This window comes from Comamonas sp. GCA5 (genome assembly GCF_036541385.1).
Classification (GTDB): domain Bacteria; phylum Pseudomonadota; class Gammaproteobacteria; order Burkholderiales; family Burkholderiaceae_C; genus Comamonas; species Comamonas aquatica.
Map to the genome: position 1 here is coordinate 24789 of NZ_JAZHFR010000032.1, position 13808 is coordinate 38596.

The following is a 13808-nucleotide window of genomic DNA, read 5'->3' on the forward strand; positions in this document are numbered from 1 at the left end:
CATCCTTGGCTTCTCCCAGCCGCAATCCTGTGCGCCGCGCCTCATCCGTCGCGCTGCACGTCAGTCAATCTTGAATCGCGCCACCGACTGGCGCAGCTCCTCGGCCATGTGCGCCAAGTCACGCACCTGCTGGGCAGTGGTGCGCGTACTTTCGCCGGTCTGCTCGGTCACCGCAAAAATGTGCTGGATGTTGCCAGCCACATCGTTGGCCAGCTCGGCCTCGCTCTGGGTGGTGTGCGCAATCTGCTCGATCAGCTCGGCCAGACGGCGTGACACGCTGTCAATCTCCGACAAGGCCGTGCCCGCAGAGTCTGACAGACGCGCGCCTTCGACCACACCCTGGGTCGACCGCTCCATCGCCGCCACCGCATCCTGGGTGTCGGTCTGAATCGTTTTCACCAGCACCGAAATCTGCCGCGTCGCATCCGCGGAGCGTTCCGCCAGGCGCTGCACTTCTTCCGCCACCACGGAGAAGCCGCGCCCGGCCTCCCCTGCCGACGCAGCCTGGATGGCGGCGTTCAAGGCCAGCACGTTGGTCTGCTCGGTAATGTCCGAGATCAGCTCGGTGATTTCACCGATCTCCTGCGAGGATTCACCGAGGCGCTTGATGCGCTTGGAGGTTTCCTGAATCTGGTCACGGATGGCGTTCATACCGCCAATCGTGTTCTGCACCGCCTGCTGCCCCTGCTCGGCCGCCAGCAGCGACTGGCGTGCCACCGTGGCCGACTCCTGGGCCTGGCCCGACACCGTCGTGATGCGGGAGGCCATGTCCAGAATCGACTGCCCGGTTTCTCGAATCTCACGCAGCTGCTCGCCGAGGTCGCCAGCAGCTCCGACGAGGTGCTGTCCACCTGGGCCGTGGTCTGGGCCACGCGGGTCGCCGTGTTCTGCACGCTGCCCACCAGCAGCCGCAGCTCTTCCACCGTGTAGTTCACCGAGTCGGCAATCGCACCGGTGATGTCCTCGGTCACCGTGGCTTCCTGCGTCAGATCCCCTTCCGCCACGTTCTGCAGCTCATTCATCAAGCGCAAGATGGCGGCCTGGTTGGCGTCATTGACGCGCTTGGCCTCCTGCTCCTGGCGCCGTGCATCGCGTTGCTGCTGCTCGGCCAGCTCCTGGCGTTGGCGGCTGTCCAGCAGTTGCACGCGGGAAATGCCCACACCGCACACCAGCACGAACAGGCCCAGCAGCACCAGCAGAGCCATTTGGCCGGCGGACATACCCGCCTGCTCCGACAGCTTGTTCTGCAGGTTTTCCAGCTGCGAGCGCAGCAGCTCGCTGTCACCGATGATGGAGTTCTGCGCCTCGCGGGCAGCCACCAGGCCTTGCAGATTGGTCAGGATCGAGGTCGCCTGGGTCCGTGTCTGCTCATACTCCTGCAGCATGGCCTTGAGCTGCTCACGCACCTGCCCATCGCGCGCCGGCGACAGGCGCAGCTCCGGGTTGCCTTGCAACAGCCCTTCGGCCAGCTCCTTGAACGAATTCAAGTCGCGCCCCAGCAAAAACACGGCCTCGGGGCTCACGCCATCGACCGTCTGGAATTCGTTGGCCGATTTGCCGATCCGCTGGGTCAGCATCAGCAACTGGCTGGATGCGGCAATCTCGGTGGCCGAGGCGCCGAGCTGCAGCTTGCTGTTGGCCACCGCCTCCGCCAGCTCCAGCAGCGTGGAGGACTGTCGGTTGATCGAACGCAGGGCATCCCCTGCCTGGATCAGCACGGCTTTTTGCGCAAGCACCGCCTGCGCATTCTTTTCCGCACGCTGGGCCAAGGCGCTGACGGACCCCAGATCCTGCTCGAACGCGGTATCCACGCTTTGCACGCCCAGTTCGGCATCGCCCTGTGTCAAGGCACGCACATTGCGCCCCAGCACGCTGGCACTGTCTTGCAGCTCCACAAACGCGCTCTCCTTGCCCAGCAAGGCCTGCGTCACCGATTTGGCCAAACGCTGCGACTGCATCAGGGACTGCCCCGTGGCGGCCAGCTGCTTGGCGGAGCGGTCCGCCTGCTGCAGCACCCAGCCGGCCACCAGGGCCAGCAGCAACACCCCGAGCGCCAGCATGGTCAGCAGGCGGCGCTGGTGCGTGGCGGCAGGTGCAGGGCCCAGCAAGGGCAGCTCGATGCTGCTCTGCTCCAGCGTCAAGTCATCCATCAGGTCCGTGTCCTGGACACTCTGCAGGGTATCTGCCGTCAGCGTGTGCTGGCTGGAATCCTCCGTCGCTGCCGCTGCCACCGCCTCATTCTTTTCGCCGGACCTGCGACGAAAAATACTCCCGACCTGCTGGATAAAAGACATGCTCGTCCTCGAAGAATCAATGGATCAGATGCGTATGCTCAAGAATTCCGGGGTCTGGACCAGGTGGTGCAACTGCAGTACCTGCCACACGGCCCCAGCGCTGTCGGCATAGCTGGCACTCACCATACCCGCAGCCAAGGGACCTGCGCCCTGCGGCACCTCAACACCCTCGGAGATAAAGTCATCCACGCCACGCAGGCCCATCAAGCGGTCCACCACCAGGGCGGCATTCACCTGCAGGGTGGGATTGACCGCCAGCAGGCTGACTTCGTGCAGGGACTGCTCGGTGCGTTCCACCGGGTGCCCCAGAAAGGCACACAGATCGACCACCCCGGCCAGGGTGCCGCGCAGGTTGGCCACCCCCCAGAACCAGGGCAGCGTGTAAGGCACGCGCAGCACGCCCGACCAGGAGAAGATCTCCCCGGCCTGCTCCAGCGGCAGCAAATAATTGCGTCCACCGGCCTGGATAGCGAGCCAGCGGGCGCTGCGGGACGTGTTGCTGCGCGCCGCCTGCAAGCGCTCAGCCAGGCGCGTTTGAAGATCGCGCAGCGCTTGTCGGTTGGCCATAGGTCACCGCCTCACGCGTTGTTCAGGGCTGCAATCTTGGCCTGCAGTTCCGCAGGGTTCACGGGCTTGGTGATGTAGTCACGCGCGCCCTGGCGCAAGCCCCAGACCTTGTCGGTCTCCTGGTTCTTGCTGGTGCACATGATGATGGGCACATCGGCGTATTTGTTGTCGCGGGCGATCGAGCGCGTGAGCTGGAAACCGTTTTGCCCGGGCATGACCACGTCCATCAGGATCAGGTCGGGCTTTTCCTCGCCCAGCCGCTGGATCGCCTCCTGCGCATTCTCCGCTGTGCGCACGCTATAGCCCTGCTTTTGCAGCAGGTCCGTCAAGAACATAAGCTCCGTCTTGGAGTCATCCACGACCAACACCTTCTCGATAGGCATATGCCTCTCCTCTCGTTGTATTTTTCAGGGGGCCGAGTCAGGCGGCGCGTCCAAACTGTTGCACAGCCTGCAGCAACTGATCCTTGGAGAACGGCTTGGTGAGGTATTCCTGGCACCCCACCATCCTGCCGCGGGCCTTGTCGAAGACGCCGTCCTTGGAAGACAGCATCACGATCGGCGTGTCCGAAAAATGGGCATTGCGCTTGATGATGGCGCAGGTCTGGTAGCCATCCAGCTTGGGCATCAGGATGTCGCAAAAAATCAGCTGCGGCTGAAAGTCGTTGACCTTGGCCAGCGCATCGAAACCATCCTCAGCCAGAAGCACCTCGTGCCCCCCTTGCTTGAGGAAGATCTCAGCACTGCGGCGGATCGTATTGCTGTCATCGACAACCAGCACCTTGAACGATGCGTTTGCTGCACTCAATTGGCACCCCTTGAGTTAGTGGAACTCCCCAGCAGGGCTACACGCTCCCTGCCTACCTCTCAAATTTCGACCATCTCAAAGTCTGATTTGCCCACCGCGCATTCGGGGCAGGTCCAGTCATCGGGAACATCTTCCCAGCGCGTTCCGGCCGGAATGCCATGTTCGGGGTCGCCCACCGACTCGTCGTACATCCATCCGCAAATCAAACACATCCAAGTTTTAGGGTCGGCCACAGCTTAAAGTCGCATCCAATAGAATGCAACGATTGTATATAGCCGCCTGCCGCTCCCCTCTTGACAGACAGGCGGCCATTGGGACAACGCATGGCCTTTCAGCCCCCCGCAGTTCCAACTGCACCAAACACCCCCGAAGATTCCGAAGCCGCCCTGGCACAGCCAATGTGCGTGATGAGTTTCAACGCCTGCGACCCCAGCGGTGCCGGCGGTCTGACGGCCGACATCACCACCATCGCCTCTGTGGGCGGCCATCCGGTGGCCGTGGTGACGGGCGTCGTCGTGCGCGATACCAGCCACGTGTTCTCGCACTCCGCCATCGACGATGAAACCGTCACCGACCAAGCGCGCGCCGTGCTGGAAGACATTCCCGTGCGGGCCATCAAGGTCGGCTTTGCCGGCAGCCCCGCCAACCTGGCGGCGATTGCCGAGCTGGCCAGCGACTACCCGGACATTCCCATCGTCAGCTACATGCCCGACCTGTCCTGGTGGCAGGGTGATGGCCTGGAAGAGTACCTGGATGCCTTTCAGGCTCTTGTCATGCCTCAAACCTCGGTGTTGGTTGGCAACCACGGCACGCTCAGCCGCTGGCTGCTGCCGGACTGGTCGCAAAGCCGTCCGCCCAGCGCCCGCGACATCGCCAAGGCCGCCGAGGCCCTGGACGTGCCCTTCGTGCTGGTCACCGGCATCCCCCTGCCCGACCAGTACATCGACAACGTGCTGGCCTCGACCGAGACCGTGATTGGCAGCAGCAAGTTCGAGATGTTCGACGGCAGCTTCCACGGCGCGGGCGACACGCTGTCGGCGGCGCTGACGGCGCTGCTGGCCGCGGGCAACGACCTGGGCGCGGCCGCGCAGGACGCACTGGAATACCTGGACCACAGCCTGGGCAGCGGCTTTCGCCCGGGCATGGGTCAACTGATACCCGACCGTATGTTTTGGGCGCAGCCCGATGACGCTGCCGAAGCCGCCGAAAGCGACGAAGATAGCGCGCAACCCCCGACTGACGCCCCACCTGCGGACGACGAACCGCCGCCGCTGGAAGGCTTCGAGATGCATCCCCATGACACCAAACACTGATCTGAATCTCCCCCTGTTCGAGCGCGCCAAGACCATCATCCCTGGTGGCGTGAACTCCCCGGTGCGTGCCTTCAATGCCGTGGGCGGCACGCCGCGCTTTGTGCAGCGCGCGCAAGGCGCCTACTTCTGGGACACCAACGACCAGCAGTTCGTCGACTACATCGGCAGCTGGGGCCCGATGATCCTGGGCCACGGCCACCCCGAGGTGATCGCCACCGTGCAGGCGGCCGTGCTGGAAGGCTTCAGCTTTGGCGCGCCGACCGAGCGCGAAGTGGTGCTGGCCGAGAAGATCCGCGAGCTGGTGCCGTCCATGGAGATGCTGCGCATGGTGTCTTCCGGCACCGAGGCCGGCATGAGCGCCCTGCGCCTGGCGCGCGGCTACACCGGCCGCAACAAGATCATCAAGTTCAACGGCTGCTACCACGGCCACGCCGACTCCCTGCTGGTCAAGGCCGGCTCGGGCCTGGCCACGTTCGGCGCTTCGTCGTCGGCCGGTGTGCCGGCCGATGTGGTCAGGGACACCATCGTGCTGGAGTACAACGATGTGGCCCAGCTGGAGGAAGCCTTCGCCAAGATCGGCAACGAGGTGGCCTGCGTGATCCTGGAGCCGATCGCCGGCAACATGAACTTCGTGCGCGCCTCGGTCGAGTTCACCCGCCGCATCCGCGAGCTGACGCAGGAACACGGCGCGCTGATGATCTACGACGAGGTGATGACGGGCTTCCGCGTCGCCCTGGGCTGCGCGCAAAGCCTCTACGCCCAGCACATCGAGGGCTTTGTGCCCGACCTGACCGTGCTGGGCAAGGTGATTGGCGGTGGCATGCCCATGGCGGCCTTCGGCGGGCGGCGCGAGATCATGCAAAAGCTCTCGCCCCTGGGCCCGGTCTACCAGGCCGGCACGCTGTCGGGCAACCCGATTGCCACGGCCTGCGGCCTGAAGACGTTGGAGCTGATCAGCCAGCCCGGCTTCCATGCCGAGCTGCACCTCAAGACCGGCCACCTGATGCAGGGCCTGAAGGCCGAGGCGGACGCCGCCGGCATTCCCTTCAGCATCGACTGGCAGGGCGGCCTGTTCGGCTTCTACCTGCTGCCCGAGCTGCCCAGCACCTACCACGCGGTGATGAAGACCGACGGCGCGCTGTTCAACAAGTTCTACCACGGCATGCTGGCGCGCGGTCACTACTTCGCCCCGGCGCTGTACGAGGCCGGCTTTGTGAGCAGCGCCCACACCGAGGCCGACATCGAACGCACGGTGGAAGCCGCCCGCGCGGTGTTCCAGACGCTGTAAGCGTTTTTTCACCCCCTGGCGCCCGCCCCGCACGCTGCCGCGTCGCGGGGCGTTGTTTTTAGCGCGGCGGCTGAAAATCCTTTTTCATCTGCTCGACCGCCGCGCGCGTCACGCAATCGGGGGCGTGGTCGTTGACCATGCCCATGGACTGCATGAAGGCGTAGACCGTGGTGGGGCCGACGAACTTCCAGCCGCGCTGCTTCAGGGCCTTGGCCAGGGCCTGGGATTCGGCCGTCTGCGCCAGCAGCGCCGTCCCCTCGCCGGGTGTGGCGGGCGCAAAGCGCCAGAAGAAGGCGGCCAGCGAGCCTTCCTGCGCCACCATCTCCACGGCGCGGGCGGCGTTGTGGATCACGGCTTCGATCTTGCCGCGGTGCCGCACGATGCCAGCATCCTGCAGCAGGCGCTGTACATCGGTGTCCGTGAAGCGGGCCACCTGGTGAAAGTCGAACTGCGCAAAGGCGGCGCGGAAGTGGTCGCGCTTTTGCAGGATGGTGTACCAGCTCAGGCCGGACTGGAAAGCTTCCAGGCTGATCTTCTCGAACAGCCGGCGGTCGTCCGCCACGGGAAAGCCCCATTCATGGTCGTGGTAGTGGATGTAGCGGTCGGTGGCCAGGCACCAGCTGCAACGCGAGTGGCCGTCGGGGCCGGGTCCAGAGGGAATCATGCAAAGCGCTCCTTGGCGGCCACTGTAAAGCAAACAGGGCCAGCCAAAAACCCAGCGTCTGGCGAGGTGGGTTTTTCAAAAGCATAGCTATTAGCGCGCGATGAACAATGTTTTCAAATGCTTTTCGCACGGAAACGTTGATCTACCTTGCGCCAAGCGCTCACGTTTAGCAAGCACCGCCGCCACGCCTGCACACTGCGGCAGGTGGAGGGGCACGGCGGCCTGGGCCAGGGCAGGCTGCCCGCGGGGGCTAGTCCGGCATCACCGCCCCGCTGGCAGGCGCCAGTCCTAGGCCTGGGCTAGGCGCGAATGGCGCATGCCGTAGCCCACATAGATCAGCACGCCCAGCGCCATCCAGCCCACAAAGCGCAGCCAGGTCAGCGTGGTCAGGTTCAGCATCAGATAGACGCACAGCAGCGCCGACAGCGCGGGCAGCGCGGGCGCCAGGGGCACGCGGTAGCCGCGCGCCTGCGGGTTCTTGCGGCGCAGCACCAGCACGCCCAGGCTGACCAGCACGAAGGCCGACAGCGTGCCGATGTTGATCATCTCTTCCAGCAGCTCCACCTTGGTGAAGCCGGCCAGCACCGCCACCACCGCCCCCACGGCCAGCTGCAGGCGCACCGGCGTCTTGCGGGTGCTGGAGGTCACGCCCCAGCTGCGCGGCAGCAGGCCGTCACGGCACAGCGCCAGCAGCACGCGCGAGCTGCCCATCAGCAGCACCATGACCACGGTGGTCATGCCGATCAGCACGCCGACCGAGATGACCTGCGCCGCCCAGCCCGCGCCCACGGCGATGAAGGCCGTGGCCAGCGAGGGGTTCTCGGCCTTGGCCAACTCGGTGTAGGGCACCATGCCGGTCAGGGCCAGCGTCACCAGGATGTAGAGCACCGTCACCAGCGCCAGTCCGCCCAGGATGCCGCGCTGCAAGGTGCGCTGTGGGTCCTTGACCTCCTCGGCCGAGGTGGCCACCACATCGAAGCCCAGGAAGGCGAAGAACACCAGCGCGGCGCCCGACACCACCCCCAGCCAGCCGTACTGGCTGGGCGCGGCACCAAACAGCCAGGCCAGCATGGGCTGACCCCAGGCGTCGCCCGTCACCCCGTGCGCCACCACCGGCGGCTGGGCCGGCGGCACAAAGGGCGTGAAGTGGTCGGGGTTCATGTAGCTGAAGCCCACCACGATGACAAACAGGGTGATGGCGATCTTGACCAGTGTGAACACGTTGTTGACCCGCGCCGACACCTGGGTGCCGGCAATCAGCAAGCCCGTGAACACGGCGACGATGAAGAACGGCCCCCAGTTCAGCGACAACGCGCCCAGCTGCAGGGTCTGGGGGATGTCCACCCCGGCCGTCGAGAACACCGCCGACAGGTAGATGCCCCAATACTTGGCAATCACGGCGGCAGCGGAAATCATCTCCAGCAGCAGGTTCCAGCCAATGATCCAGGCCAACCCCTCGCCCAGGGTCAGGTAGGTGTAGGTGTAGGCACTGCCGGTGACCGGGACGTTGGAGGCGAACTCCGCGTAGCACATGATGGCCAGTGCGCAGGTGAAGGCCGCTAGGATGAAGGAGAAGATCACCGCCGGGCCGGCGAAGGTGCCCGCCGCGCGCGCGCCCACCGAGAAGATGCCTGCGCCCACGGCCACCGCCATGCCCAGGATGATCAGGTCAAAAGTGCCCAGCGTGCGCTTGAGCTGTCGCCCTGGTTCGTCGGCATCGGCCAGTGCCTGTGCGACGGTCTTGGTTCGTAACCACTGCATGCAAACCCTTTGGGCCGCCCACCACCGCGCACGGCGCAGGCGGCCATATCGTTTCAAAACGACCATCCTAGGGATTACCCTTGGCCGCGCACAAAGCCTGCGCTTACGCCCTGTGGAGCGCTTGATTTTTGCAACGGCCGCTGCAGCCCGGGCACAGGCACGTTAGCGCGCACCGACACTCAAAAAACCTGCTTCACACTTTCAAAATGCCACTGCAGACTGCAAGAAAATATCGCTGCGCGCAAAAAATCGCACCCAACGGCGACAGGGATCGAGATCGGCACCTTCGCTGACAGGGGACGGGGCGGGGGCTGGCCGCCAGTCCCTGCCCCGCTCTGCCACCAGGGGCCGCGGGCTGCGGTGCACCACGTGCCCACCACCGCGCACCGCCAGGGGCGTGCGGCCCGGCGCAAACACCCAGGCCCCGGCCTGCGTGGACCCTGCCTAGGGCTGGGGCGCGGGCAGGGCAAGGATCCACTGCGCCATCAGTACCGCCTGCTCCGGCGTCACCTGCGGGTGGCGCGGCATGATGGTGCGGCCCCAGACGCCGACACTGCCCTCGCGGATCTTGCCGGCCAGGTACTCGGGGGCATCGCTGCGGCCCTGGTAGCGCTGCGCCACCTCGGCCAGGCTGGGGCCCACAAACTTGCGGTCCACCCCGTGGCAGCGCATGCAGTCACTGCCTTGCACCAGGCGCTGGCCCTGCACCAGCTCGGGCCGCTGCTGCGCCACGGCCTCGGTCTTGGCCGCCGTGGCCTGGTCCGAGGGCGTGCCGATGTACAGCCGCACGCCCAGATTCAGCAGCCCCAGCACCACCAGGATCATGCCAATGATGATGACCCAGGCCAGCCACTTGGGGCGCTGCACCGGCTCGTCGTCGTAGTCCTGCATGGATACGCTTCCTTCTTCCTCAAAACAAAAACGGCACGGAGGCCGAAACCACCATGCCGAGTGTGCAATGCCTGGCCCAAGCTGGGTTCCAGCAGGGGCTTGGCCGGCCGTGCCGTGCGCGCAGCCCGCCACAGAGGAGCAATCGGGCGCAGCATCCATCCCGATGACCGTCGCCGCGCAACGGCGTGGGATGGGCCTCACGCGCGCCAAGCGGCGCGGTTCCGTGCGATCAGTGGCGGAAGTGGCGCACGCCGGTGAAGACCATGGCCACACCGCGCTCGTTGGCGGCGTCGATGACTTCCTGGTCGCGCATGGAGCCACCGGGCTGGGCCACGCAGGTCGCGCCCGCGTCCACCACCACGTCCAGACCGTCACGGAACGGGAAGAAGGCATCCGACGCTACCACGGTGTTCTGCAGGCTCAGCTTGGCCGCTTCGGCCTTGATGGAGGCAATGCGCGCCGAATCCAGGCGCGACATCTGGCCCGCGCCCACGCCCATGGTCATGCCGTTCTTGCAGAAGACGATGGCGTTGGACTTGACGAACTTGGCCACCTTCCAGGCGAACAGCAGGTCTTGCAGTTCTTCTTGGGTAGGCTGCTTGATGGTTACGACCTTCAGCTCTTCCAGCTTCAACTCGTGGTTGTCAGCCGATTGCAGCAGCAAGCCCGAACCCACGCGCTTGGTTTCCAGTGCGTTGCGCACGCTGCCGTAGTTCTCTGGCAGGGCAATCTTCATCAAGCGCACATTGACCTTGGACTTGAAGATCTCCAGCGCTTCGGCTGTGAAGTCCGGGGCCATCAGCACTTCCACGAACTGCTTGGACACGGCTTCGGCCGCGGCCTTGTCCACGGGGCGGTTGAAGGCAATGATGCCGCCGAAGGCGCTGGTGGGGTCGGTCTGGAAGGCCTTGGAGTAGGCTTCAAAGGGGTTGGCACCAATGGCCACACCGCAAGGGTTGGCGTGCTTGATGATCACGCAGGCAGGCACGTCAAAGCTCTTGACGCATTCCCAGGCCGCATCGGCGTCGGCGATGTTGTTGTAGCTAAGCTCCTTGCCCTGCAGCTGCACGCCGGTGGCCAGCGAACCGGCTGCCGGGGCCAGGTCACGGTACCAGGCGGCCTGCTGGTGGCTGTTTTCACCGTAGCGCAGGTCTTGCACCTTGACGTACTGCTCGTTGAACTGGCCGGGGAATTCGGCACGGGCAGGCACGTAGTCTTCGCTCAACTTTTCGTCTTCAAACTTCACCGAAGACAGGTAGTTGCTGATGGCGCCGTCGTACTGGCTGATGCGGTTGAACGCTGCCACAGACAGGGCAAAGCGCAGCTTGTCCGACAGCTTGCCGGCAGCCTTCAGCTCGGCGATCACAGCCTCGTACTGGTCGGCCGCGGTGATCACGCCCACGTCCTTCCAGTTCTTGGCGGCCGAGCGCACCATGGCGGGACCACCGATGTCAATGTTCTCGATGGCGTCGGCCAGGGTGCAACCGGGCTTGGCCACGGTGGCTTCGAAGGGATAGAGGTTCACCACCAGCAGGTCGATGGTCTCGATACCGTGTTCCTTCAGGGCCGCCATGTGCTCAGGGACATCGCGGCGGGCCAGCAGGCCACCGTGCACCTTGGGGTGCAGGGTCTTGACGCGGCCGTCCAGCATTTCGGGGAACTGGGTGACTTCGGCCACCTCGGTCACGGGCAGGCCCTGGTCGGCCAGCAGCTTGGCGGTGCCACCGGTGGACAGCAGTTGCACGCCCAGGGCGTGCAGGGCTTGTGCAAATTCAACGATGCCGGTCTTGTCGGAGACGGAGAGCAGTGCTTTCATGGTGCAACTCAATAATGATGAAATCGTGACTCAGCGCTCATCTGGCAAGCGCTGACAGCTATCAAAGTAGGAATTTCCAACGCCTCAGAGCATCTCGTGCTCGAGCAGCTTCTTGCGCAAGGTGTTGCGGTTCAAGCCCAGCCATTGCGCCGCGCGCGACTGGTTCTGGTCGGCCTGGCTCATGACCACGTCCAGCAGGGGTTTCTCGACCAGCCGCAGCACCATGTCGTACATGTTGCTGGGGATTTCTCCGCCCAAGTCGCTGAAATAGCTCTCCAGGCTGGCGCGTACACATTCCTCGATGCTCTGGTTGTTCTGTGCTTGGGTGCTCATGCAGCCAATTCCTCAATTGCTTGCTCTGCATCAGCCTGCGCCATGCGCGGCAGACGCTCCATCTGCTGGCCCAGCCGATCGAAATAATCGGCCACCGCCTGCCACTGCACCTGGCAGTCGTCGATGGTGTTGATGTGTTGTCGAAGTTCTTCCCCACCCGGCAGCTGGCGCACATACCACGCAATGTGCTTGCGGGCGCTGCGCACCCCGGTCAGCTCGCCATACAGGCGATAGTGGTCGTGCAGGTGCTCCAGCAGCAGGCGGCGCACCTCGGCCACCAGCGGCGGCGCCATGTGCGTGCCCGTGGCCAGAAAGTGGCCGATCTCGCGAAAGATCCAGGGGCGGCCCTGCGCCGCACGGCCCACCATCACGGCATCCGCGCCGGTGTAGGCCAGCACGTCGCGCGCCTTCTCGGGGCTGGTGATGTCGCCATTGGCCACCACCGGCACCCGCACGGCCTGCTTGACGGCGGCGATGGTGTCGTACTCGGCAAAGCCCTTATAGCCCTGCTCGCGCGTGCGACCATGGACGGTCAGCATCTGGATGCCCACGTCCTCGAACTGGCGCGCCAGCACTTCGGCATTCTTGTGGGACGCGCACCAGCCGGTGCGCATCTTCAGCGTGACCGGCACCTCGAAGGGGCGCGCGGCCTCGACCACCGCCTGGGCGATTTCGACGGCCAGGGGCTCGTTCTGCATCAGCGCCGAGCCGGCCCACTTGTTGCAGACCTTCTTGGCAGGGCAGCCCATGTTGATGTCGATGATCTGCGCGCCGCGCTCGATGTTGTAGACCGCGGCCTCGGCCATCATGTCGGCGTCGGTGCCGGCGATCTGCACTGCGATCGGCCCGGGCTCGCCCTCATGGTTGGCACGGCGGCTGGTCTTGAGGCTGTTCCACAGGTCCTTGCGTGACGTCACCATCTCGCTGACCGCGTAGCCTGCGCCCAGGGCCTTGCACAACTGGCGAAACGGCCGGTCCGTCACCCCCGCCATGGGGGCGACCAACAGGTTATTGGCCAGGGTGTACTGACCGATACGCAGCGCAGTCATGGAAGCGATCCGAGGGAAATGCAGGTGGGGAAAGGGCGATATTGTATCTGCCCAAAAAATGAGCACTGCGGTGCGCTACAAAGACACTAGCGCATGCACAGGTAACAGCCGCCCCTGGGACAGCTTTACAACCCCTGTGTCTGACGCCTGGGCAGAAAGCCCCACCAGGCCCCGGGCAGGGGTTGGAAGCCCCGCGCGCGCATCACCGCGGCCAGCCAGGCGCGGTTGAACAGCACGTCGGGCGAGACGTCCTCCTCGGCCGGCAGCCCACCCACTTCCAGCACCGCGGGCATGCCGCCCAGCTGGATGCCGCCCATGTCCACGTCCTCGCCGTCCGCCAGCGGCCCGCGCACCACGGTGCCTGCCACATCGCTGTCGACCACCCGCACCGCCACGTCCAGCACCTGCTGCATCTGCCCCGGGCCCGTGCGCACAAAGGGGCAGCCGTTGGTGCGCAGTTGCAGGCCCTGGGCCAGCAACTGCACCCGGACCAGCTGCAGCGCCCGGCGCACCTGGGCCTGGGCCAGCAGCGCCTGGCAATCGGTTTCCACGGTCTGCACGTCGGCCTCGTCCGGCGCACGCGCCTGGGCGGCGGCCAGGCAGGCCACCAGCAGCAGGCCGCCCACCGCAGTGGGCCGCGAGAAACACTTGGAAGCAAAAAAGTTCATGCCCACAGCGTAGGCCATGGCACCGCCGCCTGTCAGCCAGCCTGCACCTACACTGTGGCAATGGAAGTCTGGTTTCAGGAAATCTTGCAGTCCCTGGCGCTGCCGCAGTACGGGCTGAGCACCTTGTTTGTGGTGGCGCTGCTGTCCGCCACCCTGCTGCCCATGGGGTCCGAGCCCGCTGTGGTGGGATTGCTACAACTCAATCCGGAGCTGTTCTGGCCCGCCATCTTCACGGCCACGGCCGGCAACACCATCGGCGGAGCCATCAGCTGGTGGATGGGCCTGGGCGCCCAGCAGGCCTGGCAGGCCGCGCGCCAGCGCCGCCGCGCCGGGCTGCCGGACACCCCGGACGCCAAG

14 protein-coding genes and 1 pseudogene are annotated in these 13808 nt (G+C 65.2%); 3 read left to right on the forward strand and 12 right to left on the reverse strand.

The window, feature by feature from the left end; all coding sequences use genetic code 11:
- Window positions 1–60: 60 nt before the first annotated feature.
- The 5 genes and pseudogenes from SJH88_RS09785 to SJH88_RS09805 all read right to left on the reverse strand — a co-directional run bounded on the left by SJH88_RS09785 (window position 61) and on the right by SJH88_RS09805 (window position 3880).
- Window positions 61–2294, reverse strand: a pseudogene (locus SJH88_RS09785) (methyl-accepting chemotaxis protein).
- Between the two features lie 24 nt (window positions 2295–2318).
- Window positions 2319–2861 (reverse strand): chemotaxis protein CheW, encoded by a 543-nt coding sequence (locus SJH88_RS09790; RefSeq protein WP_274754352.1) that lies wholly within the window; start codon window positions 2859–2861, stop codon window positions 2319–2321.
- A gap of 11 nt (window positions 2862–2872) precedes the next feature.
- Window positions 2873–3244, reverse strand: coding sequence for a response regulator transcription factor (locus tag SJH88_RS09795; RefSeq protein ID WP_274754353.1), 372 nt, complete (start codon window positions 3242–3244; stop codon window positions 2873–2875).
- Window positions 3245–3281: 37 nt separating this feature from the next.
- Entirely contained in the window at window positions 3282–3668 is a 387-nt protein-coding gene (locus SJH88_RS09800; RefSeq protein ID WP_274754354.1) for a response regulator, read from the reverse strand.
- 59 nt (window positions 3669–3727) lie between these two features.
- On the reverse strand, window positions 3728–3880 hold the full coding sequence (locus SJH88_RS09805; RefSeq protein ID WP_042415201.1) for a rubredoxin: 153 nt from the start codon (window positions 3878–3880) through the stop codon (window positions 3728–3730).
- Window positions 3881–3991: 111 nt separating this feature from the next.
- Here SJH88_RS09805 and thiD point away from each other — a divergent pair, with 111 nt between their 5' ends.
- Both thiD and hemL read left to right on the forward strand, forming a co-directional pair.
- Window positions 3992–4981 carry a bifunctional hydroxymethylpyrimidine kinase/phosphomethylpyrimidine kinase gene (gene thiD / locus SJH88_RS09810; protein WP_042415203.1) on the forward strand — a complete coding sequence of 330 codons (990 nt, stop codon included), beginning with the start codon at window positions 3992–3994 and terminating at the stop codon, window positions 4979–4981.
- Window positions 4965–6269, forward strand: coding sequence for a glutamate-1-semialdehyde 2,1-aminomutase (gene hemL, locus SJH88_RS09815; RefSeq protein ID WP_274754355.1), 1305 nt, complete (start codon window positions 4965–4967; stop codon window positions 6267–6269). The genes thiD and hemL overlap by 17 nt, the downstream gene beginning before the upstream one ends.
- Window positions 6270–6327: 58 nt before the next feature.
- On the opposite strand, the gene SJH88_RS09820 is transcribed toward hemL, so the two are convergent.
- From SJH88_RS09820 to SJH88_RS09850, 7 genes are all read right to left on the reverse strand, one after another.
- Complete coding sequence (locus tag SJH88_RS09820; protein WP_274754356.1) at window positions 6328–6933, reverse strand: DNA-3-methyladenine glycosylase I; 606 nt, start codon at window positions 6931–6933, stop codon at window positions 6328–6330.
- 288 nt (window positions 6934–7221) lie between these two features.
- Entirely contained in the window at window positions 7222–8694 is a 1473-nt protein-coding gene (locus SJH88_RS09825; protein WP_274754357.1) for an amino acid permease, read from the reverse strand.
- Between the two features lie 444 nt (window positions 8695–9138).
- Window positions 9139–9585 carry a c-type cytochrome gene (locus SJH88_RS09830; RefSeq protein WP_043380845.1) on the reverse strand — a complete coding sequence of 149 codons (447 nt, stop codon included), beginning with the start codon at window positions 9583–9585 and terminating at the stop codon, window positions 9139–9141.
- Window positions 9586–9814: 229 nt separating this feature from the next.
- A complete protein-coding gene (gene purH, locus SJH88_RS09835; RefSeq protein WP_274754358.1) occupies window positions 9815–11401 on the reverse strand; it encodes a bifunctional phosphoribosylaminoimidazolecarboxamide formyltransferase/IMP cyclohydrolase in 1587 nt (528 codons plus the stop codon).
- An 84-nt stretch (window positions 11402–11485) separates the two neighbouring features.
- Window positions 11486–11734, reverse strand: a complete 249-nt coding sequence (locus SJH88_RS09840; protein WP_042415216.1) for a helix-turn-helix domain-containing protein — start codon at window positions 11732–11734, stop codon at window positions 11486–11488.
- Window positions 11731–12783, reverse strand: a complete 1053-nt coding sequence (gene dusB, locus SJH88_RS09845; RefSeq protein WP_043380832.1) for a tRNA dihydrouridine synthase DusB — start codon at window positions 12781–12783, stop codon at window positions 11731–11733. Before dusB ends, SJH88_RS09840 begins: the two co-directional genes overlap by 4 nt.
- 125 nt (window positions 12784–12908) lie before the next feature.
- Window positions 12909–13451, reverse strand: a complete 543-nt coding sequence (locus SJH88_RS09850; protein WP_274754359.1) for a M15 family metallopeptidase domain-containing protein — start codon at window positions 13449–13451, stop codon at window positions 12909–12911.
- Window positions 13452–13511: 60 nt separating this feature from the next.
- On the opposite strand from SJH88_RS09850, the gene SJH88_RS09855 reads away from it, so the two are divergent.
- Window positions 13512–13808 (forward strand): YqaA family protein (locus SJH88_RS09855; RefSeq protein ID WP_420921733.1); only part of this gene is annotated, 297 nt, incomplete at its 3' end.